We start from the raw sequence: 25,885 nt of genomic DNA on the forward strand, positions 1-25,885 counted from the left end.
GGATGTATCGTGAACAACATTAATCAAGATACTTTATTGAGAGCTGCCAGATATTCGCTCGCCTTTTTATGGGTCTTCACAGGACTAACCTCTATTTATTTCTCCCCAGAAATTGGCTATCAAATTTTGGCGAGTGCCAATATCACAGGTTCGCTGGCAGATGTTTCTGTTTATGCTGGTGGCGCTTTAGATGTCGCACTTGGCCTGTGGCTGTTAACCTCAATCAGAATCAAGTTATGCTGCATTGTTCAAATTACAGTGATAGCCGTTTACACAGTACTTTTAACGTTTATTGATGCGAGTTTTTGGTTACACCCATTTGGGCCAATAACCAAAAACATTCCGATTATTGTTTTGATCATTTTCGTATATAGTGACACTAACAGGATAGATAAAACCTAAGTAATAGGTTTTTAAGGATTAAGATGAAATGGATTTTTCTTTGTTTAGTTGTAATGGTTTTTCCGGCCAAGGCAATAAAGCAATACACTGAATCTTCGTGCATATTGCTCAAGCAGCAAGTTACCGATTATAAAAGAAGATTAGGTAAAAACTCACCGCTATATGCAAAAACCAAAGCAAGCTTTGATATTCACTGTCAGAGCCCTATTGTTGCCAAACGAAACGGCAAGATTTCATTGGGCAATCATCAAACAAAGCAAAATACAAATCCAGCGCTTACTCAAACTAAACAAGCACCTACGCTGCTCTCTGAAAAATCGATCCAAGTAAAAGCAAATCAATCTGATCCATTGTCTCAATTGGCTTACATGTTTATGCCGATATTTTTATTGTTATTTTTCGGCTTAATGGCGCTTTATTACTTCAAGAAAAAGTTACCAGAAATTAAAGGCTGGATTGGAGAAAACCATGTCAGAAAAGGGTTAAAGAAGTATTTAGACGAAACCAAATACACCATCATTAATGATGTAACACTGCCATTAGAAGATGGTGGCACAACACAAATTGACCATATCGTTGTTTCAACTTTTGGTGTTTTTGTTATTGAGACAAAAAACATGAGTGGCTGGATATTTGGTAATGAACGTCAAGCTAAATGGACGCAGACTATTCATCGCTCAAAGTATCCTTTTCAAAACCCATTAAGACAGAACTATAAGCACACTAAAACCTTAGCTCATTTGCTTGATATGCCACATGAGAAATTTCATTCTGTCGTGGTGTTTACGCCAAATGCAGAACTAAAAACTAAGATGCCTAACAATGTTGGTTATTTGAAAGAAATGTTGGTTTATATCAAATCATTTGATCAAGAAGCACTTGATAATAAAAACAAATTAGAAATATTAGACCTTGTGAAAAGCATAAAATTAGACCAAGGTAGAAAAACAAATAAAGAGCATGTGAAGTATTTAAAAGAAGAACACAAAGGTAATGCTGCTATCTAACAGCTTTCCTTTATTAAATTTAGGTTTTAATAAGTAAATTCAAAATTTAATTTGCGTTCTATATATCGTAAACACCTAACTTGATAACTGAGAACTTTCTCATTAATTCATTCTTGGGTGGTGATGAAATAAAAATTTCCAGCCTGATTTTCATAGACTTATCCCAACTATATTTTAATAGGGCAGCCCAACTAAGGACATTATGCGTTATATCGATAGAACTTTAGCCCAAGGAGGAAATGAACTCCACCAATCTCAAATACAGATTTTAGATGAACCAATACTTATTTTAGCAGAACCAGGGGCTGGAAAAACTGCACTGTTAAAGTCATTGGCAAATTTAACAAGTGAGCAATGTCTGTCGGCTAGAACATTCCAACATATGCAACATATCGCTAGTGACTTCCTATTTATAGATGGCCTTGACGAGGTTGCAAAGCAGGGGGCCAGTAGCGTAGAAGCTATTATTGTTAAATCGTTAGAGCTTTCCCCAAAAAGTCTAGTAATTTCTTGCAGGGCTGGAGAATGGGACGATAGTTATAATACGTTGTTTGAAGATTTCGGTAGAAAGCTTAAGACATATCATCTAAAACCATTTAACAAGGATGAACAGCAGGAACTATTCATTCAAAAATTTCCTAAAGAGAGTTTCACTGATTTTTATACAAAACTCTCAGAGTTTGAATTGGATTCATTATTGGGTAATCCACTGTTTATTTATGTATTCGGTTTAGCTTATTCGAGTGATAATAATCTAAAAGTTGGTAAGTATGAGTTATTTAACAAAGCTACAGAGGTTCTATTAAAAGAAAATACGTCTAGCAAACATAGTCATCAAGAACGGCCAACTGTTGATACTCTATCAGTCAGAGCAGGAGAAGTTTGCAGCACAATCCTGTTATCTGGAGCCTCTGGAATAACAAGTCGAGAATCTAAATCAAGTGAACAATACCCATATTTATTCTCAATCACACAAGAAAATTCTTGTGCAAAGTGGTTACTAGATTGCCAGTTAATATTACCAATTGTAGACATTGAACTATTTGAACCAATTCACAGGGTTATCACTGAATTTATAGCCGCAAAATATTTAGTATCAAAATTGGAAGACCCTAATGATGAGCTTTCATTAGGGCGATTATCATCATTAATTGCCCCAAATTCGTATGTAAGGGATGATCTTCGAGGCTTGCTAGGCTGGATAATTACGCTTTCGAACTCCACGAATCAGATAGAGTTTGGAAATTTAGATCCTGTATCGGTGTTCGCTTATGGAGATGCTTCCAAACTAAAATCAGATGCTAAATTGGCACTGTTAAATCATTTGCTCGATGCATCTGAAAAAGACCCATTCTTTCTTCGTGAGGATAGGTGGCGTCAGTTTTCAATCAAGGAATTCGTATGCCATGAAACTGAACAAGAAATTTTAAAGTATCTATCTGCCCCTGATATCAACTTGGATTTATTGTCGTTAATCTTAGACATACTCGTAAATACAAGCTCAATAGAATCATTCATATTGCCATTGACTAATATAATTAAGTCTAATAAATACCAATTGCATTTTAGAAAAACTGCTCTGAGAATATTAGTTAAAAAGGACTGGAGGAAATATATCGATTTATTTGATTGGTTCATAAAAAGTGAAGCCGATATAGATAAGCTAGAGCTTGCTTGTTGCTTTGTCGAATGTACTGATTCTAAGTTTGTAGAACATGAAAAAATCGCTCTTTTATGTAATAAGTTAGCTCCTATACATAAAAGAAAAAAAGAAAAAGGAGTGTTCCGTTCAAACTGGTACATAACAATTTTTATGAGGAGTTTAAACTCCGATGTGGTTGAGAATGTTTTGAACGCTTTAACTTGCAATATCGCTTGCAGTTGTAAAGCAAAGCATGACTTTGAGTGTCATTGCTTAGACGGCATAAGTAAAGTGATAGGTAGGCTTCTTGACCAATACTTTAAAAACGATCTAACTCCCACAGATATAGATGAAAATAAACTTCTAGAGTGGCTGGTGCCGCTAAACTTTCATTCTACTGTAAGAGAAGATGATTCACCGAGTGTGATGTGGTTGCATCAGCATCATGAAGTGAGAAGAAGCATACAAAGGAAGCTATTTTCCCAATGTATAAATATTGAAGAAGTAAACGAATTAAGTTTCAAGTTTTACAGAACTTACGGTTTTCACTCAGGGTTGAGATTTGAAAAAGGAGATGTTGAGCACTTAATTCGATTTGCGTTTGAAAACGATAACCTACCTTTATGGAATTCTTTTTTACGCCGTCACAACACCTACTCTGATGCAAAAGAAGATGATTTACGCACTATTATGCGTAAACACGCCAACCAAAAAAGTAAATTTATGGCTTTTTGGGCAGCTACTCAACATGCTTATAAAGTAGACCGAAAAATCAATAGGGAACCGAAATATCGATTTGAAAGAAGAAGGGCCGCCACAGATAATAAAATACGACAAGCAAATGAGATCGAGTTCAGTAAACATAAAAGTAAAGTCTTAGCCGGAAAACACTTCGGATTTTTAAGGGCTTTTGCACATAGTTTAATGTTTGGGGATAGGTACGAACAAAACCTAGGACATCTGATTAGTAAAGAAACGCAAGAAAAAGCACTCGAAAGCTCTTTAGATTTTATAAAGGGAGATGTTTCTGATTTAACAAAACTTGCTCGAACGTCATCACGTACATCTGTCGACTTAGTTCTAATGGCTTGCTTAATATGCATATTTCGTAAGCATGGAACGTTGGCTCATATTGACAAGCGGTTCTTAGAGATTGCTCGTGTAGAGGCAAATGTTAGATATGACGGTATTAGTGAAGAGGAAAATAGTTTGTTTTTGGCCGAAGTAGATAGATGTTTGTTTACATCAAGATACGAGGCTAAACAATTCCTATATGGGTATGTAGAACCTCAATTTTCATTTAGAGATGATACTAACTCTTGTTCGTGCTACATATTGGAACAAAAGCCATTTAATTCTCTAGTAGTAGAGCTTTCAAATGAGTGGCTATCAAAATATCCAGTGTTACCAATTCAGGCTGAATCAGTCCTGTTCGAACACCTTACTAAAAACTCTGCTGAGACCGAAATTCGCCAGATCACGTCTCAGCGTTGTCTCATGTATAAAAATTTAGTTGGCCCACTTAGTAAAGAAAGGCAAAAAGTTTATATTCAATGGTGTATACGAAAATTCCTTTATTGTGATGAATATGAATTTGAATGGCTTTTGCTAAAAAGCAATAAAGAGAACTTATTTAAACTAGAGTCGACAATTGATGGCCGCTGGTCAATGGGACGCCGAGAAATACAATCCGTAAAAAGCAACAAGACTTATATAATTCTAGATTCGTTTGTTAACTACCTCGGTAGTTGGGAAGAAAAAGAGGAAGAATCTGGAGAACGGTTGCCTAATGATGTAGCGTCGGAATTCTTTTGTCATTTAATTAATTCACTTCCTATAGAAAAAGAATCAATACTACTTTTGGAAAAACTTATGGAAGATAATAGATTTAATTCATTTACTAAACTATGTCGTCATAATTATGCTTCCAAACTAAAATCACTCTCTTTGCTTGAGTTTTCTCCTCCACATCCAAACAAAGTATTTGAGTTTTTGGCAAAATATAAAATTGTAGGTGTTTTTGACTTACGAAAGTTAGTGCTAGAGCATTTGATTTCCATACAGCTCGAATATCGGGCAGGTTCAACTACCCCTATTAACAAATTTTATGAACAAGGCCAGCGAGTGGGTGAAAATCAAGCTCGAGATAGATTGGTAGAAGACTTAAAACCAAGATTGAAACTATTCAGTGTAGATATAGAGTTCAACACTGCAAATAGTGAGCGTTGCGACTTTGTTGTTAAATCATCTAATGATGTAGAGCATTTTATGTTGGCCGTAGAAGCTAAAGGTCAATGGCACACTGAACTTTTTAATGCTGCGACTGAACAATTATATGGAAAGTATCTCCAACACCCTGAATCTCAAGGCCAAGGTATTTATTTGGTATTTTGGTTTGGTACAGATGAAAAGGTTGCTGGCTGCAAAAATAAGTATACCTCCCCTGATGAATTAAAGCGTGAAATTGAGACCAGGATTGACTCTACTCTGCAACCGTTAATTGATGTCTTTGTATTGGATTTATCAAAGAAATGATTATTTCATTCCGCCAGAAAATTCAGTGACTTTAATCAGTTGCTTAAATAACTTTATGATTAGTAGTGGTTGAATTCTTTGTCCTTAAATGACAATTTGGCCCTAAAATGAGAATACCGAGAATATTTTCATTCCTGACAGATTAACCAATTATGCCCACCTTCAATTGTGATGGGTGAGTTTAGAATGCTTACTTTACATTAATTGAAGATTTACTCTATATCTGACTTTTCTATGCCGTTGGGATGGTTTTATGATAATAAGTAGATAAGACCAACCTATTTATAGCTTTTGCAGTAAAGGGGAGTAGAACAGGTGTATTTCTTGGTACGGAACTATAGATTGCATACAGACTATGTGACGACCTAAAATATTTAAATCATTACGAGCTCAAGCCGACGCGATAATAAACCTCAACAATTTAGTCAAAAAAAGTAATTTTTTATTTCCGCAGCAGTAAAAAAACAAAAAAATATCCTCTGCTTTATTTGCTCAATAAACGAGCAAACCCTAACTCATTTTTACCCAGTTATTTACAGGTAAATAAACGACTTATGAAAATGAGCAAACCAACACGCTTAAAAAACAAACTAAATGTAACTCATTTTTACCAGTTAAACATTGATTTTATTGAAATTTTTAAATTGACAAGATTTTAAGAAAGGCATTAGCATTACCAATGAATACTCGTTTAGGAAGCCTTCAATGATTTAAGAAAACACCATACCTCACATAAAAAAAACAAGCAAAATATACAATTTACGCTAAAATAATTTCAATTACAATGAATTTATATGGTCTTGCATGCCAAAAATTTAGTTACCTCATTTTTAAGCACAACAAAAGGTGGGAAGTACAATGCACAGAAATAAAAGAAAACACCGAAAACATCGTTCGAGACCAACGATTCGGTTTTTTAGCAAAAAGAATCACTGCCCTATTTGGTGCCAATCTTATTTAGAGATGCTTTTCGCATTGCTGCTTGAGTTTGACGATGATGTTGAATCTTATGCCTCACAAGTTGAAAGTATTCATTCTCCAGTAGGCAGTTATACTCCTGACTTTTTAGTGAAGTACGTTGACGGTACTAGCTTTCATTTTGAAGTTCATCACCCTGCCTTATTGAATGATGAATACCAGGAAAAGTTCGCCGCTTATCAACAGTACATTCGTGAACATTCCGATGAACCGTTAACGCTTATCACTGACTTAGGCGTGAGTGAACAAGCCTTAAAAACGCTACAGAATTTGTATTACTTTAAAAACAAATTCGAATTAAAAACAATACTATGCCAGCTCACAGAGTTACCCGTTGAAATTAGCTTCGAGCAACTGGCTCAATACCTTGGTAAGTTTCATCGCATGTATAAGCAACTGCTTAAAGCGATGCTTGCAGAGCATTGGTACATCTTTGATATTGATAAGCCATTAACCAATGACTCACTGTTGTATAGGAACTATTAATTATGCATCAAGCCCCAACCATAGGTGAAAAATATATCTGCTCTGACAATATCATTAGGATATTTTATTTTCATATAAACAATATGTTGTACCTTGTAAATGAAGATGATCCTAAAGATGTCGAACCGTATTCCCGCAACGACTTCGATAAAGAGCGTATTTTAAACAATATCGAAAAAATCGCCTCTAATGAAGGTTATGTGATCACGCCCTACCAAAAAGAGCAGGCGAAGATCAGAAAACCTTACATCGATGCTCTAGAGCAATTAATTTCAGAGGGTTACTGCTACAGCACAGAAAAAACGTATGAAGATCTCATTAAAATTGTCCCTATGCCTGCAGGCAGAATTAAGCACTATTCCCAAAAGCATATTTGTAAATGGTTCAAGGCATACAATGAAAACAATCGCCATTTAGAACTATCCATAAAGGACAGAAAACCTCGATGCAATCAACTCCAAATCAATGATGAAGAGTGTTTGATGAGCTTTTTATACAGTGGATTAGGCAGTAATTGCAATAACAAGCAAATGCATCGTAAGTATCAGCGCTATGTAGGGGATTGTAGAACCAACTGGAAAGATGAAACACTAAATGTCGCTGATATATCTACAATGCGCCGCCGTTTAAAGAAAATTACGCAACTCGACTGGGCTATTGCCTGTGGCGACAAAGAAAGTGCAAAAAAGTTATCTCTGACACGTCAGCGAAAGATTCGAGTTGATAAGGCACTTGAGCGAGTTGAAATCGATTGCTTGCACTTAAACGTTGCGCTTATTAATGATTTAACCAGTGAAGTTATCACTAAAGTTATTCTCTACGTCGCTATAGATGTAAAAACTCGTTACCCCCTATCCGTTGTCGTTCAATTCGGTGGTGGTGAGAATTCTGCTGGGGTGCTCAATTTGTTTCGCAATATGTTCATTGAATCCAGTAATGAATTGAATGCTTTTGGCTTACCACAGTACGTAATTGCAGATAATGGCACTGCGTTCAACAATATAATGATTGATGAATTAACCCAAGCACTGGAGCTTAGCTATGTTAGAACGGCAACAGGCGCAGCTCAACACAAACCATTCATTGAGAGTTTCTTCAATAAGCTTAGAGTTGAATTTTGCGAAGCGAAACTGGAAGGCTATGAGAAGAAATATCACAATCAAGAACTAAGCTCCTATCAAACCACAAAGCTTAAAAATAGAGTCAAAATAACCTACCGACAGTTTTTACACGCTTTAAATGATCACTTGATTGAATACGTCAACACCAAGCATAAAACCGCGAACCTTGTGCCACAAGAAGCCTGGAATGCGGCTCTTAATGATATGGATGTATTGCAGCCTTCATATGAAGAAATTCGAAAAAGATTTCATGTAGAAAGTGATGAGGGTCGAAGTATTTACGAAAGAGGCTCAATGTCGCTTGATTATGAACACTTCTCTAATGCTGAGCTAAACGTTTATCGCAACGAGTGGTTAAATAATTCATCGGCAAAAAGTCCAGAAACAACGATCTATCATGATCGATTCGACCTTCGCAGTGTCACTATTGTCCGACTCGACGAAGAGACAGACATCGGTGAAAAAATGGATTTGAAGAACTTAGATTTTGACATTATTAACGAAGCTAAAAGCTTTGATTTCGCGAAGGAAAAACCTGATTTCAATATGTTTGCCCTTAATGAAACCGTGCTGACTCAAATGGATGAAGTCATTCTAAGAGTAAACCCAGACGGCATAAAAAAATCAAAATCGAGAAAGACACCTCGCTCTGGCAAACCAGTTTCTTCGTATGAAGAAAACTTGGCAAAAGGTATGTCATCGATTAATCGCATTAACCAATCAAATTTATTTAAAGCAACGAGACCTAAAAAGTCTCCTTTAGAAGAGGAGTCACATGCTTCGGAACACTCTAATTCAGATTATAAAAATCAACACGACAACCTCAAAGAGTGGGATTAACTAATGCTATCTAATGAACACGGTACTCAGTTAGCTGAATTATTCTTTGGGCCTGAAGTATTTAAGCACCCTGTCCTCATCGACATTGTTGAGCAAATTGAATTTGTGCATCAAGCGTCCCTTGCTGGCGACATTTATTCTTTGTTGATCACGGGCCTTTCTCGGTGTGGAAAATCATTTATTGGCATACGATATGCTGAATTACATCAACCGTTCCATTTGGATGGTGTAAAGCAGACTCCAATACTCTATGTGAAATTGAATGGCGCTAAAAGTTCGGTAGATGTATTAAATCAAATAATTCTAGCCCTTGGGGGACCCGAATCTAAGACAGGTACAAAACCACATACCGTGCAAGAAAGATTAACAAAGCTATTTCCTGAGCACGGTGTTCAAATGGTATTTATTGATGAAGTGCAGGATTGCTTACCCCAATCTGATGGTAAGCAAGCGCAAGAGATGGCCAAACAATTTTGTCGCCTGTTTGATGACTCGGGAATTCCATTCGTACTATTAGGCACACCAAGCGCAAAGCGCTTAGTGAACATTAGATTTGGTAAAAACAATGACAATCTATTGCTCGTAAAGACGGATGAAGAACAAGTCTCAGGTCGAATGTTAGCCCCATTGAATTTACCAACCATTTTTCCACGAACACAGTGTTGGATCGACTGCGTACAGTTCTTTTTAGATAAGTTTAATTTACCTTCGGAGATCGCAACAAATAAGCTTTTGCTAAACCGAATTTATGTCGCAACGGAGGGGCGATTAGGCTTCTTAGAAAAGTTGATGTTTATTGTTTCCACAAAAAAGTTTGCCACATCATCGACGATGCAAATGTTTGAACGTGCCTATAAGTTAGCGTTTTGCCCAAAACCCGACAACCCTTTCAATGAAGAAGCATTTACGGATCATACAATCAAAAGCATGACGCATAAAATGGAGCCGACTGATGACCTTATCTGTTAAACCATACAGTAAAAAAGATGAAAGCCTTATTTCATATTTACTTAGGTTGATTGTAAGAAATGGCTTTAGGGAGCCAGGAGAATATTTTAACCGCAGCTTTATCAATGCCGTAAGCAAGGGCCGACTATCTAAAGACGTTGTTAAAATTCAGGCATCAAACTTTGAACATTTTAGTCATTTCACCCAATTTGAGTACGATGCAATAAGTCATCCTATCTTTAAACGAAATCACATCTATACCCCAAGAATATGCCCCTCCTGTGCCAGAGAAGAAGGTATCTTAAAAAAGGACTGGCAAAAAGCAACGACGACCCACTGCCCAACACACAATACGCTGCTCATTGACACCTGCTCTCATTGCGAGCAGGCATTAAAATGGGGGACTGAATTACTGACAGGAAATTGTACGAACACGGGATGCAATAAATTCCTATTTCACCACAACCCGAATAAAGCACTCTTTGCACTTAACGAATCACAAATATTAGATTGCTTCACCGCCGCCTATTTCCTGGAAAATATTGGTTGTACTAATGTAACCCCATTACTGACATCACGGTTTGATTCTCATACGGCGAGTTTTCTATCGGGATATTATTTTTTAACGCAAAAGCCAAAAGTGAGCGATTGGTATCTAGGGTTAAACACACTGCATATTGAAAATTCAGATGTTCCAGATGAGCTTAAAAACGTTAGCGCAAGCATTCTAATAAAATCGTTAAAGAGTGAGTGGCCTTTAGCTAATTTTATTCATTCCATATCCAAGGAAAGTAAGCAAGGTAAGCATTTACCCGCACGAGCAACACAAAGCAAAGAACCACTGGTTTTTAATTTAAAACAGGCTCTTACATTATTAAACTTCCAAAAAGAAGATGTTAGAAAGTTGATTAATGTGGGTTTATTGAATATGACTAATGACGTGCTTAATCAGCAATCAAAAATGAACTTCCATTTGTTGATCGACTTTTTACGATCATCATCCTCTCCAATAAAAAAGGCAGTAACTTATTACGAGTTAGAGCAAATGGGAATTCTCTATTTGGTCAATTTCTGTGATTTATTAGTCGGTTGCTATGAAGGAAAGATCCCCTTTCAATATAACCCTAAAGCCTCATTGAAGAGTTCAGTATTTTTTGAACCAGGATCAGTTCAAGCGTTTGCGTTAAATTACATTAAATCAATAAAGAATGAGCTAACAAGTGTTACCAACATAATGGATATGACCGGAATGTCAGTCGATGATATTTCACTTGCGATTAAAAAGAAAATCATCTCAAAGCCCCAATTACTCAGAAACTCTCGACACCTTAAAAACCGAGATTTAGTACGTTTAATAAAAATGAAAAATAGCACACAGCTAGAACTCAATATTTTCTAATTACCACCTCCCCCAAAGATTCCCTTTACATACCCATATTTATCATTATCATTATCATCTAGCCTGATTATTTCAGGCTCAATATTGATTTTTATTAATTTAAAGCCTAAATTTTAGAGTAACCCTTTGTCAAATTTTGCCCTTTGATTTATCAAAATCATTGTGCGTAAAATAATCTCAAATTATAGGAATTTAGTGTTAAAAAATCTCACTTTATAGCGATTTTTATAAAAACACGTTATTTCTAACCTATTGAAAGTAAAATATTCCTAGAGAATGAGAATCTCAAACTATCTGAAATTTTCCATAGAGAAGTTTCAGTTTGATTGGTTTTTAACTGCAGGGTGAAATTCTAATTAGAGTGAGTATGGTAATAATATCAGACGGCATAAACTGCATATGCCGTCTTTAAAAGTAGACAATTACAGTGTAGTTCTGCCGGGGCCAAGTAATGGGCAAAGGAAGAATTTATCTCCTTCATTCATCACGCCATCATCCGTTAGATCAATCCACCAACGACCACCCAAATGACCTTCATCTCCAGGACCAAACTCTGTGGTTAAACCATTCATCGTTGGAACAAGTTGCTGAAAATTACCACGCGGCGGTAAATCGCCTAAGGCAATAGAGTCATAATAAAGCCCTTGAGAGGTAACAAAAACAACTGGTGCTCCCTCTGAATTACGGCCTTTATCACGTGCTACAGCTGAATTACTTACAACTATTGTGCTAGTTAACAGTACTAACGTAGCCATCGCTTTTAATGATTTCATTTTACTCTCCATACTTTAATTAAATTAACTACTTTTTGAGTATGAATAATGTAAATCACGCAAAGCTCACGAGAACATCACAATTTTATAACAAGATATAAATGGAAATTAACGGCAACGACTCGTAAATAGAAACACTGACTTATGCAGAATAAAGGGAGGCTTTTTGATGGATGATTTTTACCACTTCACGTGAGTAAACCATTGATGTATGAGATTGTTTTACCACGATATGTTCGGTCATGCCGGGGATTTTTGTTTCGGCAATACTCACTGTACCGTCCGACTCTTCAATGTCTTCGCCCCATACGCGATCTAGCAGAGGTCTTGCGCCCAGCTTTACGTTTCCAGCAATTGAAATTAACTGTTGCGGAACAGGCCATGACTTTTGAAAGTTTTTTGGCAGTAAGCCAAATTGCACTGATGACCCCAACAGTTTGTCCATTTTGAATTTTTCCATATCTTTAGCAATCCTTGCACCTTGATGAGGAGTACCAATAGTAATAACTAATGGCACTTTTTCTATGGAAACTTTTTGAGTAAATAAATACTCAGTGATCACCAAACCGCCCAGTGAGTGACCAATTAAAATTGCAGGGCCTTCACCAACCAACCTATCTACGGTTTTAAACAATCTAGCCTTATCAGCCTTGGTACTTGGGTAGGAAATATTTTCAACTTGGTAACCAAGAGTTTCTAAGCGGTTAGCCAACGGTGCCATAATGATTTTATTCATAAACAGTCCATGAAGAAGAATTATTTTCATTATGCGCACCTAGCCAAAGTTTGTATTTGTATCAATTCACAAATAAGTTTGTTTTTTTATCGGGTCCTTTAATTCTAACCCTAATATCTTCTCTGATCATATACAAGGAAGGGATCAAGAATAAAGTGATAACGGTCGCAAACATAATACCAAAGCCCAGCGATATTGCCATTGGGATTATAAACTGTGCTTGTAAGCTAGTTTCAAAATACAAAGGTAGAATACCGAAAAATGTTGTAAGTGAAGTTAGTAGTATCGCTCTAAAGCGTAACATGCCTGATTCGATGACAATATCACGCATACGCATGCCAGTACTTTTCGCTTTATTGATAAAATCAACCAGTATTAATGAGTCGTTTACCACAACACCAGACAAAGCGATAAAGCCATACATAGACATCATATTAATCGTGGTGTCCAGTACCCAATGACCGAATATTGCACCTATGATCCCAAATGGGATCACCGACATTATCACTATTGGTTGTGAGTAAGATTTGGTCGGTATGGCAATAAGGCCATAAATTAAAAATAACGCCGTAATAGCGGCAAATTTTAATTGTTGAATAAAGTCCTCTTGGTCTTTACTCGCCCCTTCCATGCCATATTTCACACTTGGGTATTTCTTTAAAATAGTTGGAATAATGTCATCATTAAACTCGGTCAATATTTTTCTAGACTCAACTTTTGCACTGTCAATTTCAGCGGCAACTTTAATAGTTCGCTTTTGATTGATACGTGTTATTTTAGAAAAGCCTTGGCTTAACTCAACATCAGCCACCTGATAGAACGGTACTTCATCACCACTTGGTGTTCTAACCCACATATTTTCTAAATCAGTAATTGAGCGACGTTCTGCTTTTGGATAACGTACCATGACTTTAACTTCATCTCGGCCACGTTGAATACGTTGTGCTTCATCACCATAAAAAGCTTGGCGTACTTGTTTAGCAAGATCTGACAAGGTAATACCTAGCACTTCAGCCTCAGGTCGCATAGCTAATTTTATTTCACTACTGCCACGACTGAAGGAATTGCGAATATCGAATACACCGTCATACTCTTTAAGCTTGTTCTGTACTTCGAGTGCGGCTTGCTCAAGCTCTAATTCATCTTTACCATTTAGCTGAAATTCTAACGCCGCGCCGCCACTAGCATTCGTACCGGCAAACAACCGTAATTCACGCACTCCAGGTATTTCACCAACCTCTTCACGCCATAGTTTTTCAATCTCAAAAGCATCCAGCTCGCGCATTTCAGCTTTATTTAGCTCCATCATGAAGCCACCTTGCAGATCGCCTCGAGTAAACACCATTGTATGCTCAATAAAACTATCACCATTGAAGGTATTTTTTTCAGCCATCCTATAGCCGGAATCCATTACATATTCGAGTGCTTTATTACGTTGCTGTGGTGACGTGCCATCAACCATAATGACTTGCCCTTGAACAAAGTCACTTGGCACATTAGGAAACACTTCAACTTTAACAAAAGAGCCGGCAATTAATCCCATCGATAGTAATAGAACACAAATAAAGCTCGCCATAGTGTTGTATCGATACTCAATGGCTTTACGCAATAGGGGTTGGTATTTTTTGACGATAAAATTGTCAAGCCAAGCTTTAAATCTTAACTGAATACGATGGACAAAATGAGCATTATCAGGATCAATTTCTTTATATTTCATATGCGCTAAATGCGACGGTAATATCCATTTAGATTCAATAATTGAGAAAATTAAACACAGCGTAACAACCAAGGCAATTGCTCGGAAGAATCCAGAAAAGGACGTATCAATAAATAACAACGGAACAAACGCAGCAATCGTTGTTAATACCCCAAAGGTTGCAGGCATCGCAACTCGGTGTGCACCACGGATAACATTATCAACTGAATGTCCTTTTCGTTGTACTTCTGTGTACACACTTTCGCCGATTACAATGGCATCATCTACCACGATCCCCAATACCATGATAAAGGCAAATAAGCTGAGCATATTAACCGTTACTGACCACTCGCCCAGTAGTGGCATCATCATAAATGCGCCGAAGAAAGAAATTGGTATCCCCACCATTACCCAAAGAGCAACACGTACTCTTAAGAATAAGGTTAAAATAATAAACACCAACAATGCCCCAAGAAGCAAGTTTGAAATCATCATGTCCAAGCGCTCATCAAGGTAATATGACGAATCAGCAAAAACATCAATATTTGCACCAGGAGGTAAGGTTTTTTGCTTTTCGATGGCATAGGCTCTTACTTGCTTGGCTATTTCTAAATCGTTTTGATCACTGGTCGATCTCACTCTAATGCTGGTCGTATTTTTACCATCAAATTGTGCATAACCTTCATCTTCAACAAAGCTATCTTTAACGGTTGCAATGTCGCCAAGGGTTAGACGAGTGCCGTCCTCATTAATTGTTAGAACTAAATTTGAAAACTCAAGGCCAGTGTATGCTTGTCCTTCGGTTCTGATCTGAATGTAGCCACCTTTCGACTTGATAGTACCACCTGGTAAGTCTAAAGAAGAGCGTTTGATTGCTTGGCTAATTTCATCAATGGTGAGGCCATACTCGATAAGTTGCAGCTCAGATATTTCTACCGAAATTTCATAATCTCTGATACCAACAGCTTCTGCAATATTAACATCGGGTAAGGCAATGATGTCATCACGTATATCCTGTGCCAATTCTTGTCTGGTTCGTCTATCCATATCGCCGCTGACGGCTAACCACATCACATCCATTTGAAACTCTTGTTTCATTACCAGCGGTCGTTCTATTTGTGCAGGAAATGTTGTGATGGTATCAATTTGCATTTGAACTTCATCAAGCTTTTCTTCTAAGGAATAACCTGAATTAATTTCAATTGTAACCGTAGCCAAGCCCTCAGTTGCCTCTGAGGTTATGCGTTTTAACCCTTGAATATTTTCAAGTTTCTCTTCAATACGAAGTACTACAGATTGCTCAACATCTGCAGGAGATGCCCCTAAATGAGTTACAGAAACCAAAATGGTATTTGGGCTAAATTCAGGGAACATTTTTTTAGTAATATTTTGATAAGAGTATGCTCCCATCACCAAAATAAATACCATCAATAAATTGGCTGCAACACTATTTCGCGCAAACCATGCGATAAAGCCGGTTAAGTTTTCTTTAATCTCTGTCATAGCGGTTATTTCGCTTCGCTGTCTGTGACTGCAGGTTGTGCTTTAGCTGAAAAATCCTCTGCAACACGTATTGGCATCCCTTCTACTGGCGTTCTCATACCGGTAATTATCACCCGATCGGTTGCTGAAAAATTATTTTCAACATAAACGCTTTCAGCATCGGTCCTTATTACGTTTACCGTATGTACACTTAAAGTATTATCTGCTTTCGCTAAATATACTGTATTTACGCCATGTAACACTTCTCTTGGCAACACCACAATATTTTCAGCAGTTTTACCTTTAATATTGGCATTCACAAACATACCAACACGCAATTCAATATCGCTTTCATCATTAACCAAATTATAAGGATCGTCAATTTGAGCGACAACATAATGCACTCTTGATTGACTGTTCACCACGCCTTCATATCTGGCAATAAAAGAGTCCCAATGTAACTGTTTACCAGCTTGTAAAGATGAAATTGTCAGGGTGCGACTTTTGTCGCCCATTTCGTTTAATTTAGGTAAGTCTAAATAGGCAATATCTGACTGTTTTATAGGTAAGCGCACTTCAGCAAAGTCGATAGCTAAGGTTTTGGCTAGTTGCCCATTAGTCGATACATATTGTCCAATATCTACATATTTTTCGGTAAGTAAGGCATTATAAGGTGCCACAACTTTGGTGCGTTTAAGTTTTATTTGTGCCTCTTTCAAATCTGCTTCTGCAGCTTTTACATCGGCTTCTGCTTCTTGTAGTTGCGGTATTCTTAGTGCTAATAAAGGTGCTTCTTCAAGTGGTTTTCCAGTCATACCCCATTCTTGTTTTGCTTGTTCAGCTTTTGCTTTTTCTTGTATTAATGCCGCTTGCATAGACCCTAAACGTGATTGTGCCTGTAATACATTCACATCATAGGTAATGGGATCTATCTCTAGCATCATTTCACCTTTAGAAAAATAACCGCCAACTCTGAGTTTTGGTGAAACGTTTATGACTTGTCCAGAGACTTCAGAAATTAGTACTGTTTCAGTTCTAGGTACTACAGAGCCTTGACTGGCAATTGTGAACGTTACATCTTCGACAAGAATATCAATCACATTCACTAACGGCGGCTTTACTTCCATGTCTTTCTTATCTGGTTTTGCGGCCATTAACGTCATTGCGGTTAAGCCTAAAAAACCCACTAAGATAATAAATAGAGGCATTAAAAATAGCTTAACTTTAGATTTTTTTTCTTGGTTGGTATTTACATCTAACTGTGTCATTTTGATCCCATACAACGGAGTTCATAATTAATTTACTTATAAATATTTTAAAATAGTAATTATAAAATATTCACTTTGCTATGCGATAACGCAACTCGCTTATTAACATTTGGTCATTAATATCAATATCGAATAAATTGTTGCCAACTTTCGAGCATAATTAAAAAATCCTCAACGCCACATAGTGCCATTGAATCATGCTCGAAATCATCTACGTCGTCTAACAGGTTTTCAGGTAACTCGCTTTCTATATGTTCCACATTGGCTTTAACTTCAACTTCATCGTTTTCAACCGTTAGCGTATATTCTTTGCCAATAAGGGAGTCTGTTTGAGACTTAATATTAACGATAAATTCAATAGTGCGTTCCAGCTTTACCAAATCTTTACTCACTTCTTGTTCTAGCCATGGCCCAAAAGCCTCATGACCAAAACTAAACTGAGCGAGAGGAAGACCAGTGATAAAGTCAGTTTTGAAAGTATATTCCATGTTTTCCCGTTATTTATCGATTAGTTACAAGTATAGAGCCTGAAAATGAATTTAATAATATTTTCGTTGGTGAACTTTTTAATAATTCAACAATCTTATCATTAACAATATTTTAACAAGGTCGTTAGGGATGCTAAAGCAGTGACTCGAAGTTTATTTACAGCGTTAGTTATCTCTTTAGCAATACACGCTTTATTAATCTGGGGCTTTCTATTTACCCCAATATCTGCTCCAACAGATATAAAGCCGCAACCAGCTAAACAAACAACACCAATAAAAAGCTATATTTACCAAGCACCTAAAATTATTGTTAAGCAAGTATTAGAAAATAAAGAAGAAAATCAACAGGTAGAGCCTGCAATCATCCCCATTGTTAAACCTGAAAGGATTGTACGCGAGTTAGAAGATAAAGCTAAGGACAATGAAGCAATAAATGTTTCTAAAATTGTAACAGCCGATGAACAACCAATAAAAGCATCAGTAACAAATCCGCCACCTAAATTTAACCCTTATAACAGCATAAATTCATTTAAACGTCAGCTTAATCAGAAAATGATGAACGACTTTAAACAAGAACAATTAAACACAGGTTTTTCGGCAATGCAGACACTACCCAAAGCGGTGCCTCATAGCGTATTTCAAAAGTCTGAGCTGCAAAAAAAAGCGGAAGCGACGACTCAAATTGGTAATGAAACGTTTGTTAAGCAAAATGGTGTCTGTATGCAAACCACCGATTTATCGTTTATTGATGATAACCTAGGTACGGTAACGTCATTTAGTGATTGCGGTGAAAGTGATGAGGAAAAGTATTTTCGAGAATTTATGGCTAAAAAAATGAGTAAGTATAAGAAAAATTAGATGCTGAAATAGCTCCTGAAACAAGTTCAGAAGATTACCCCTTCCATTTCCTGAACTTGTTTCAGGAGCTCAGGTGAGATTAACTTTTCGCTTTTCGTTTCTCGTTTCTCGTTTCTCGTTTCTAAAACAATAAGGGCCGCTACATTAGCGGCCCTTATTAAACAAGAAAAAACCTGAGTAGATCCCGTTCTTCAACGGGACGACGCTAGTGCGTCGATTATCAGGGCATAACTAACGTTATGGTTACGCTACGCTTTGTGCGATAACAACTTCTTTAGCTTTCTTCGTGTAACTATCCATAGTATGGAAGTTTAAGTAACGGTATGTATCAGCTGCAGTTGTATCTAACTTAGCTGAGTATTCCATGTACTCGGCAACAGTTGGTAAGTGACCAACGATAGCACCAACAGCAGCTAACTCAGCTGATGTTAAGTATACGTTTGCACCATTACCTAAACGGTTCGGGAAGTTACGAGTTGATGTAGAAAGTACAGTCGACTTCTCTGCAACACGTGCTTGGTTACCCATACATAATGAACAACCAGGAGTTTCAATACGAACGCCAGCTTTGCCGTAAGTAAAGTAGTAACCTTCAGCAGTAAGTTGATCTCTATCCATTTTAGTTGGCGGAGCAACCCACATACGAGTATTAAGTACGCCACCGAAATCTTCAAGTAATTTACCTGCAGCACGGAAGTGACCAATGTTAGTCATACAAGAACCGATGAATACTTCATCTACGTCAACACCAGCAACGTCAGATAATAGCTTGGCATCATCTGGGTCATTTGGACAACAAACGATTGGCTCTTTAACTTCGTTTAAGTCAATTTCAATAACGTGTGCGTATTCAGCATCAGAGTCAGCTTCCATTAATGCAGGGTTTGCTAACCATTCTTGCATCGCAACAATACGACGTTCGATTGTACGTACATCGCCGTAACCTTCACTGATCATCCACTTAAGCATAACAATGTTAGACTCTAAGTATTCAGCAACTGCGTCTTCTTCAAGTTTGATTGAACAACCAGCAGCAGAACGTTCTGCAGATGCATCAGATAATTCAAATGCTTGCTCTACAGTTAAACCTTTAAGACCTTCAATCTCTAATACACGACCAGAGAATTCATTGATTTTACCTGCTTTCTCAACAGTTAATAAACCTTGCTTGATACCGTAGTAAGGGATTGCATGTACAAGGTCACGTAAGGTGATACCTGGTTGCATTTCACCTTTAAAACGTACCAATACAGATTCAGGCATATCAAGAGGCATAACACCTGTTGCAGCTGCAAATGCAACTAAACCAGAACCAGCAGGGAATGAAATACCTAATGGGAAACGAGTATGAGAATCACCACCAGTACCTACGGTATCTGGTAATAACATACGGTTTAACCAAGAGTGAATTACACCATCACCTGGACGAAGTGATACACCGCCACGGTTCATAATGAAATCTGGTAATGTGTGATGAGTAATAACATCAACTGGCTTAGGATAAGCTGATGTGTGACAGAAAGATTGCATAGTTAGGTCTGCAGAGAAACCTAAACATGCTAAATCTTTTAATTCGTCACGAGTCATTGGACCGGTAGTATCTTGAGAACCAACAGTTGTCATTTTCGGTTCACAGTATTGACCAGCACGAACACCGTCAACACCACATGCTTTACCTACCATTTTCTGCGCTAAAGTGTAACCTTTAGAACTTGCAGCAACGTCTACAGGTTTAGCAAATAATTCTATTTCTGCTAAGCCTAGAGCTTCACGAGCACGACCAGTTAAACCACGACCGATAATAAGAGGAATACGACCACCAGCACGAACTTCATCAAGAAGTACAGGGCTTAACTCGAATGTAGAGATAACTTCGTCAGTACCTGAACGCTTAACAACACCTTCATAAGGGAAGATATCAATAACGTCGCCCATGTTCATAGCTTGTACGTCTAATTCAATTGGTAATGCACCTGAATCTTCCATTGTGTTATAGAAGATAGGAGCGATTTTACCGCCTAAACATACACCGCCACCACGCTTGTTAGGAATATAAGGAATATCATCACCCATAAACCATAAAACAGAGTTTGTAGCAGACTTACGTGAAGAACCAGTACCAACAACATCACCAACGTATGCTAACGGAATACCGTCTTTTTGTAAGTCTTCAATTTGTGTGATTGGACCAACAACACCTTCTTCATCAGGAGTGATACCATCACGACCAATTTTGATCATCGCTTTTGCGTGTAATGGAATATCAGGACGAGACCATGCATCAGGTGCAGGAGATAAGTCATCGGTGTTCGTTTCACCGGTAACTTTAAATACTTTAACAGTGATCTTTTCAGCAACTTTATCGCGAGATGTGAACCATTCGCCAGCAGCCCAAGATTCCATAACAGCTTTAGCTTGTGCATTACCTGCTTCAGCTTTTTCTTTAACGTCATGGAATGCATCAAACATTAATAAAGTTTTAGAAAGACCAGAAGCAGCAGTTTCTCCTAACTTGTCACACTCTAAAAGGTCAATCATAGGCTGGATATTGTAACCACCTAACATTGTACCTAGTAATTCTGTTGCACGCTGTGCAGATAAAATTGACGACGTTGCTTCACCTTTAGTGATAGCAGCTAAAAAACCAGCTTTAACATATGCTGCGTCATCAACACCAGGAGGAACACGGTTTACAAGAAGGTCTAATAAGAACTCTTCTTCGCCTGCTGGTGGGTTTTTAATTAATTCAACTAATTGAGCTACTTGCTCAGCATCTAATGGCTTAGGTACGATACCTTCAGCGGCACGTTCTTCTACGTGTTTGCGATATTCTTGAAGCACAACGCTTTCCTCTCTATCTGGAAAATGAATCACAATGAAGTAAATTCACTATCATTATTAAAATTTATCGCGGCGATTATACGCGATCCAAGTATAAAACTGAACAAATCAACCAGAAATAGTATTTATATCTGGTATTCACAATAATTATACAACGCTCGATTACTTGTATTGATTATACCTAGGTAGTATCGCTCAATATTTAGCTGTTGCATTTTAGCAACATTTCATTGCTGTAATAACCGAACAAAGTTAAGATAAAATAATTCATTAAAATGTTGATATTGCTAGTTTTTAAGCTAAATTTAAAGATAGAAAAATAACAATAAAACGCATGGCTTAATACATAATGTCGAAAATGACCCAGCACGATAACTTTATTTACCTCACCTACTCTTTAATTTTATTACTTTTGGGTATGGCATTGGCTCAGCAATTTTTTGATCCCTCAGTTCAACGTTTGATGCAATCGGCTACGGTTGTCACGTTGTTAGTAGCCGTTTGGGGCGTTAAAGATGAACAATATATATTTAGAAAAGCGTTTATCTTCCCCGTCGCAATTATTTTCACCTCGTTGTTAAGTTATTACCTGGATAATATAGACTTAAATTATGCGCATTTGTTTTTATTATTAGGCTTTTTCATCTCCACCGCCTACCAAACAGCTAAACAAGTGATTTTTACTGGTGAAATAGATGGTAATAAAATACTCGGTGCGATTTGCCTGTATATTTTATTGGGCTTGATTTGGGCACTACTTTACACCTTGATCCATTTAGCGTCATTAAATGCATTTAATGGCATGCCCGACAGTAAACTGTGGTATGAAACCATGCCAGATTTTGTATATTTTTCTTTTGTCACCTTAACCACACTTGGTTTTGGGGACATATCGCCAGCAATGCCTGTCACCAGATTCTTAGTCTATTTTGAGGCAATAGTTGGTCAATTTTACTTAGCGATTTTAGTGGCTAGTTTAGTCGGATCTAAAATTTCAAATTCTAGCCAAAAACAATCAAATGAAACCCACGAGGCAAACCATGAATAACTCTACAAACTCTGCAGAGAGTAAATTATTTTCTGCCAATATGATTGATGCCGCAATCAAAATAATCGCCATAATGCTTATTGGAACTTGGTGCTTTGACATTTTAAGACCATTTATCATGCCTATGGCATGGGGGGCTATTATTGCCACTGCACTTTTTCCCTTTTATACAAAAATGGTGAATTGGTTTGGAGGTAAAAAAGGCCTAGCAGCCACAGTGTTTGCCTTGGTCGGAATTTCCATATTGGTTATCCCTACTGTTACCTTTTCAACGTCAGCTGTAGATTCAATAACCCAGATATCTGAAGGTCTTCAAGAAGGCACTATTGATATACCAGCACCAGATGAAAAAGTTAAAGAATGGCCTTTAGTTGGCGAAAAAATCTACCCAGCCTGGCTTACAGCCTCTGATAACTTAGAGAAATTTGCCAGCCAATATTCTGAGCAAATTAAAAATACCTTCTCAAAAGTTCTTGGCGCTGCGGCAAGCTTTGGTGGCGTTATTTTACAATTTATTTTATCGGTAATTATTGCCTCGATGTTTTTAGCTAATTCAGAGTCTTGCACCAAAGGGTGCCATTCATTTATCAGTCGATTAATGGGTGATAAGGCTGATGCGGTACTGAAAAATACAGTAGCGACAGTTCGAAGTGTCGGGGCTGGTATTTTAGGTATTGCATTTACTCAAGCGGTATTATCAGGCATTGGTCTAGTCGTAGCTGACATACCTGCTGCCGGTGTTTGGGTGTTATTAGTATTAATGGTAGCCATCGTGCAATTACCACCAATTATCATTCTAGGCCCAATTGCCGCCTATTATTTTTCAGTAGCTGATACAACACCTGCAGTTATTTTTCTGGTTTATTCAATAGTGGTTAGTAGCAGTGATGCTGTATTAAAACCAATATTTTTAGGGCGCGGAACAGACATTCCTATGTTAGTTATTCTACTCGGTGCTATTGGCGGTATGATAGTTTCAGGTATTATTGGTTTATTTACTGGCGCTGTGATCTTAGCTTTAGGTTACCAGTTGATGATGATGTGGTTAGAACAATCAGAGCACGCCAAAAAAGAAACTGCTGCCGAGCAATCTGAATAAATATCTATAGGGACTGTAATGACTGACACCAATGTTGTAAAAAAAGAAGCTAACGAAAAGTTAGACGGGTCAGAGACCACTAATGAAGACGTTAATGAGACGACTAACGAAACTGCCAAGCCAGATTTTGCCCAACGATTAAGCAAAATAATACTGAGTTTGGCACTACTTTATTTTCTTTGGTATGTCATTGGTGACAGGCTTACCCCTATTTCAGATCAAGCCCGAGTAAGAGCATTTGTTATCCCGATTGTGCCGCAAGTATCAGGGCAAATTACTAACATATATGTTGGCGGTGACAAAATAGTTAAAAAGGATGATGTGTTATTTGAAATAGATAATCGTGATTTTAAATTTGCGCTTGATAAAGCAAAAGCAAGTTTGGAGTTAACCGGCCAAGAAATTGGAGCTGATACGGCAATGGTAGGCTCTGCTAAAGCAAGTCTAGACCAAGCCAATGCCGATTTAATCGTAAAACGCATCAACGCTAATCGTGTCTTCGAACTTGAAAAGCAAGGAATTATTTCAGGATTCGACGGAGACAGAGCTCGTGGCGTATTAACGCAAGCCGAACTTGAAGTAGTTAATGCGCAAGCATCTTATGAAGAAGCGCAACAAAAACTTGGTAAACAAGGAGAGAACAATCCTAAGCTACTCAGTGCATTAGCTGAAGTTTCGACAGCCCAGTTAAATTTAGACAGAACAATCATCAAAGCGCCAAACGATGGTGTTATCTCTTATGCGAAAGTAAATGTTGGTTATTATGCTGCGCAAGGCAGTAAGATAATGACCTTTATATCAAATCAATATGTTTGGATTGAAGCTAGCTTTAGAGAAAATAGTTTAGGTAATCTTAAATCAGGAGATCCGGTAGATATTGTTTTAGATTCGGCTCCCGGACAAGTGTTTGCCGGCGAAGTTATCACCATAGGCTTTGGCGTAAGTTTTGACAAAAGCCAACCAGGTGACCTGCCAACCCCCGAAAAGCCGCAAGGATGGATGAGAGATCCACAACGCTTTACCACCATAATAAAGTTTACCGATGAACCAGATAAACGATTACTTAGAGAAGGTGGGCAAGCCGATGTAATAGCTTACACCGGAGACAGTTTTATTTTTAATACATTAGGTAAAATATGGGTAAGGATCACCAGCTTCTTAACGTATTTGTACTAATTTATGATCGCAGCATTCAATAACGCACTGCACCAACAAACACCAGAGCGAATAAGGATCATTCGCTTTACGGTGGGTTTAACCTTGGCTATTGCCATTTCATTTGGTTTTAACTGGCCATTGGCGTTTATAACCGCGGTTTTCACTGCCAAATTTTTAGGGACTGATGCAGAAAAACTTCCCTTTAAAGTATTACTGGGTATTTTCATTGTTAGCCTTACCGCGTTTTGTGCCGGAATATTAGTCACTCGTTTCTTATTGCCCTTCCCTATTGTGTTTATTTTGATCATGACATTGATCATATTTTTAGTGTCTTATTGGGGCTATTCTGGTGGCAATGATTTTGTTATCACTATGTTGTTAGTAGGCTTTACTTTGGTCCCTATGCTTGGCTTATTTAAACAAGAAGTAGCCAGCGTAGTAACAATCGGTTTTTTATTTTCATGCTTAATGGCGTTGGTAATTACTATGATCATGCATGAACTAATTCCTGATAAACCAAATACACAATACAAAGATAAAGAAGAAAAAGAAGGCTTGAAACTGCAGTCTACTCGCTTCCAGTTAGCGTTATTGAGCACGATTATTATCATGCCAGCCATCGTATTTTTCTTTTATTTTGGGCTAACAAGTTCAATGCTAATTTTAGTATTCATCGCTATTTTGGCGCAAAAACCAGATTTACTCATGGGCATGCAAGGTAGTAAAGCACTATTAGTTGGTAATACAATTGGTGGCTTAGTTGCTATAGCAGTCTATAAGCTCTTGCTTATTGCCCCAACTTATACAGCGTTAGTATTATTGTTTGCTGTGGTAAATATATATTTTGCCAAGCTGATTTTTTCAGATAAACCTCTTGCACCGCTATTTGCCATGGCCATTACCACGGTGATCATCCTGATTTCATCAGGGAGTACAGGAGATGCAGGTGCGGGCGGAAAATTTTATATTCGGATATTACAAATTGGTGCTGCCTGTGGATATATTATCTTTGCAACATACCTTACCGCGCCATTACTTACCCAAATAAAATCGGCCTACAAAGCCAAAATTTAAAATGAT

General features: G+C 37.5%; 18 protein-coding genes. 12 read left to right on the top strand and 6 right to left on the bottom strand.

The genetic code is table 11. The features are described from left to right. Positions 1 to 9 precede the first annotated feature (9 nt). The 7 genes from RI845_RS16035 (at position 10) to RI845_RS16065 (ending at position 11,358) form a co-directional block, all read left to right on the top strand. Positions 10 to 402 carry a DoxX-like family protein gene (locus tag RI845_RS16035; RefSeq protein ID WP_348387179.1) on the top strand — a complete coding sequence of 131 codons (393 nt, stop codon included), beginning with the start codon at positions 10 to 12 and terminating at the stop codon, positions 400 to 402. Between the two features lie 23 nt (positions 403 to 425). Further along, the gene (locus RI845_RS16040) at positions 426 to 1,409 is read left to right on the top strand and encodes a nuclease-related domain-containing protein (RefSeq protein WP_348387180.1); all 984 of its coding nucleotides are present in this window, start codon (positions 426 to 428) and stop codon (positions 1,407 to 1,409) included. Between the two features lie 202 nt (positions 1,410 to 1,611). After that, positions 1,612 to 5,586 (top strand): NACHT domain-containing protein, encoded by a 3,975-nt coding sequence (locus tag RI845_RS16045; protein ID WP_348387181.1) that lies wholly within the window; start codon positions 1,612 to 1,614, stop codon positions 5,584 to 5,586. Between the two features lie 858 nt (positions 5,587 to 6,444). Next, positions 6,445 to 7,050 carry a hypothetical protein gene (locus RI845_RS16050; RefSeq protein WP_348387182.1) on the top strand — a complete coding sequence of 202 codons (606 nt, stop codon included), beginning with the start codon at positions 6,445 to 6,447 and terminating at the stop codon, positions 7,048 to 7,050. Between the two features lie 2 nt (positions 7,051 to 7,052). Further along, positions 7,053 to 9,011 (top strand): hypothetical protein, encoded by a 1,959-nt coding sequence (locus tag RI845_RS16055; protein WP_348387183.1) that lies wholly within the window; start codon positions 7,053 to 7,055, stop codon positions 9,009 to 9,011. A gap of 3 nt (positions 9,012 to 9,014) precedes the next feature. Next, entirely contained in the window at positions 9,015 to 9,980 is a 966-nt protein-coding gene (locus tag RI845_RS16060; protein WP_348387184.1) for a TniB family NTP-binding protein, read from the top strand. Next, positions 9,964 to 11,358, top strand: a complete 1,395-nt coding sequence (locus RI845_RS16065) for a TniQ family protein (RefSeq protein WP_348387185.1) — start codon at positions 9,964 to 9,966, stop codon at positions 11,356 to 11,358. The genes RI845_RS16060 and RI845_RS16065 overlap by 17 nt, the downstream gene beginning before the upstream one ends. Positions 11,359 to 11,780: 422 nt before the next feature. On the opposite strand, the gene RI845_RS16070 is transcribed toward RI845_RS16065, so the two are convergent. From RI845_RS16070 to RI845_RS16090, 5 genes are all read right to left on the bottom strand, one after another. After that, positions 11,781 to 12,131 carry a hypothetical protein gene (locus RI845_RS16070; RefSeq protein ID WP_348387186.1) on the bottom strand — a complete coding sequence of 117 codons (351 nt, stop codon included), beginning with the start codon at positions 12,129 to 12,131 and terminating at the stop codon, positions 11,781 to 11,783. A gap of 142 nt (positions 12,132 to 12,273) precedes the next feature. After that, positions 12,274 to 12,867 (bottom strand): PGAP1-like alpha/beta domain-containing protein, encoded by a 594-nt coding sequence (locus RI845_RS16075; protein ID WP_348387187.1) that lies wholly within the window; start codon positions 12,865 to 12,867, stop codon positions 12,274 to 12,276. 61 nt (positions 12,868 to 12,928) lie between these two features. Next, positions 12,929 to 16,066: an efflux RND transporter permease subunit gene (locus tag RI845_RS16080; protein ID WP_348387188.1), complete on the bottom strand. Its 3,138-nt coding sequence runs from the start codon at positions 16,064 to 16,066 to the stop codon at positions 12,929 to 12,931. Between the two features lie 5 nt (positions 16,067 to 16,071). Further along, positions 16,072 to 17,313 carry an efflux RND transporter periplasmic adaptor subunit gene (locus RI845_RS16085; protein WP_348387189.1) on the bottom strand — a complete coding sequence of 414 codons (1,242 nt, stop codon included), beginning with the start codon at positions 17,311 to 17,313 and terminating at the stop codon, positions 16,072 to 16,074. Positions 17,314 to 17,435: 122 nt separating this feature from the next. Then, entirely contained in the window at positions 17,436 to 17,801 is a 366-nt protein-coding gene (locus tag RI845_RS16090; protein ID WP_348387190.1) for a YacL family protein, read from the bottom strand. Between the two features lie 141 nt (positions 17,802 to 17,942). On the opposite strand from RI845_RS16090, the gene RI845_RS16095 reads away from it, so the two are divergent. After that, positions 17,943 to 18,659: a hypothetical protein gene (locus RI845_RS16095; RefSeq protein WP_348387191.1), complete on the top strand. Its 717-nt coding sequence runs from the start codon at positions 17,943 to 17,945 to the stop codon at positions 18,657 to 18,659. 243 nt (positions 18,660 to 18,902) lie between these two features. Here RI845_RS16095 and acnB read toward each other — a convergent pair whose 3' ends face one another. Further along, positions 18,903 to 21,500, bottom strand: a complete 2,598-nt coding sequence (acnB, locus tag RI845_RS16100; RefSeq protein ID WP_348387192.1) for a bifunctional aconitate hydratase 2/2-methylisocitrate dehydratase — start codon at positions 21,498 to 21,500, stop codon at positions 18,903 to 18,905. 349 nt (positions 21,501 to 21,849) lie between these two features. Here acnB and RI845_RS16105 point away from each other — a divergent pair, with 349 nt between their 5' ends. The 4 genes from RI845_RS16105 to RI845_RS16120 are packed head-to-tail and all read left to right on the top strand — an operon-like array spanning position 21,850 to position 25,879. After that, positions 21,850 to 22,548, top strand: coding sequence for a potassium channel family protein (locus tag RI845_RS16105; protein ID WP_348387193.1), 699 nt, complete (start codon positions 21,850 to 21,852; stop codon positions 22,546 to 22,548). Next, a complete protein-coding gene (locus RI845_RS16110; RefSeq protein ID WP_348387194.1) occupies positions 22,541 to 23,647 on the top strand; it encodes an AI-2E family transporter in 1,107 nt (368 codons plus the stop codon). The genes RI845_RS16105 and RI845_RS16110 overlap by 8 nt, the downstream gene beginning before the upstream one ends. A gap of 18 nt (positions 23,648 to 23,665) precedes the next feature. Continuing rightward, positions 23,666 to 24,823, top strand: coding sequence for an HlyD family secretion protein (locus RI845_RS16115; RefSeq protein ID WP_348387195.1), 1,158 nt, complete (start codon positions 23,666 to 23,668; stop codon positions 24,821 to 24,823). 3 nt (positions 24,824 to 24,826) lie between these two features. Continuing rightward, the gene (locus RI845_RS16120) at positions 24,827 to 25,879 is read left to right on the top strand and encodes a DUF2955 domain-containing protein (RefSeq protein WP_348387196.1); all 1,053 of its coding nucleotides are present in this window, start codon (positions 24,827 to 24,829) and stop codon (positions 25,877 to 25,879) included. The last annotated feature ends 6 nt before the right edge of the window (positions 25,880 to 25,885 follow it).

Source organism: Thalassotalea nanhaiensis, from assembly GCF_031583575.1.
Taxonomy (GTDB): Bacteria; Pseudomonadota; Gammaproteobacteria; order Enterobacterales; family Alteromonadaceae; genus Thalassotalea_A; species Thalassotalea_A nanhaiensis.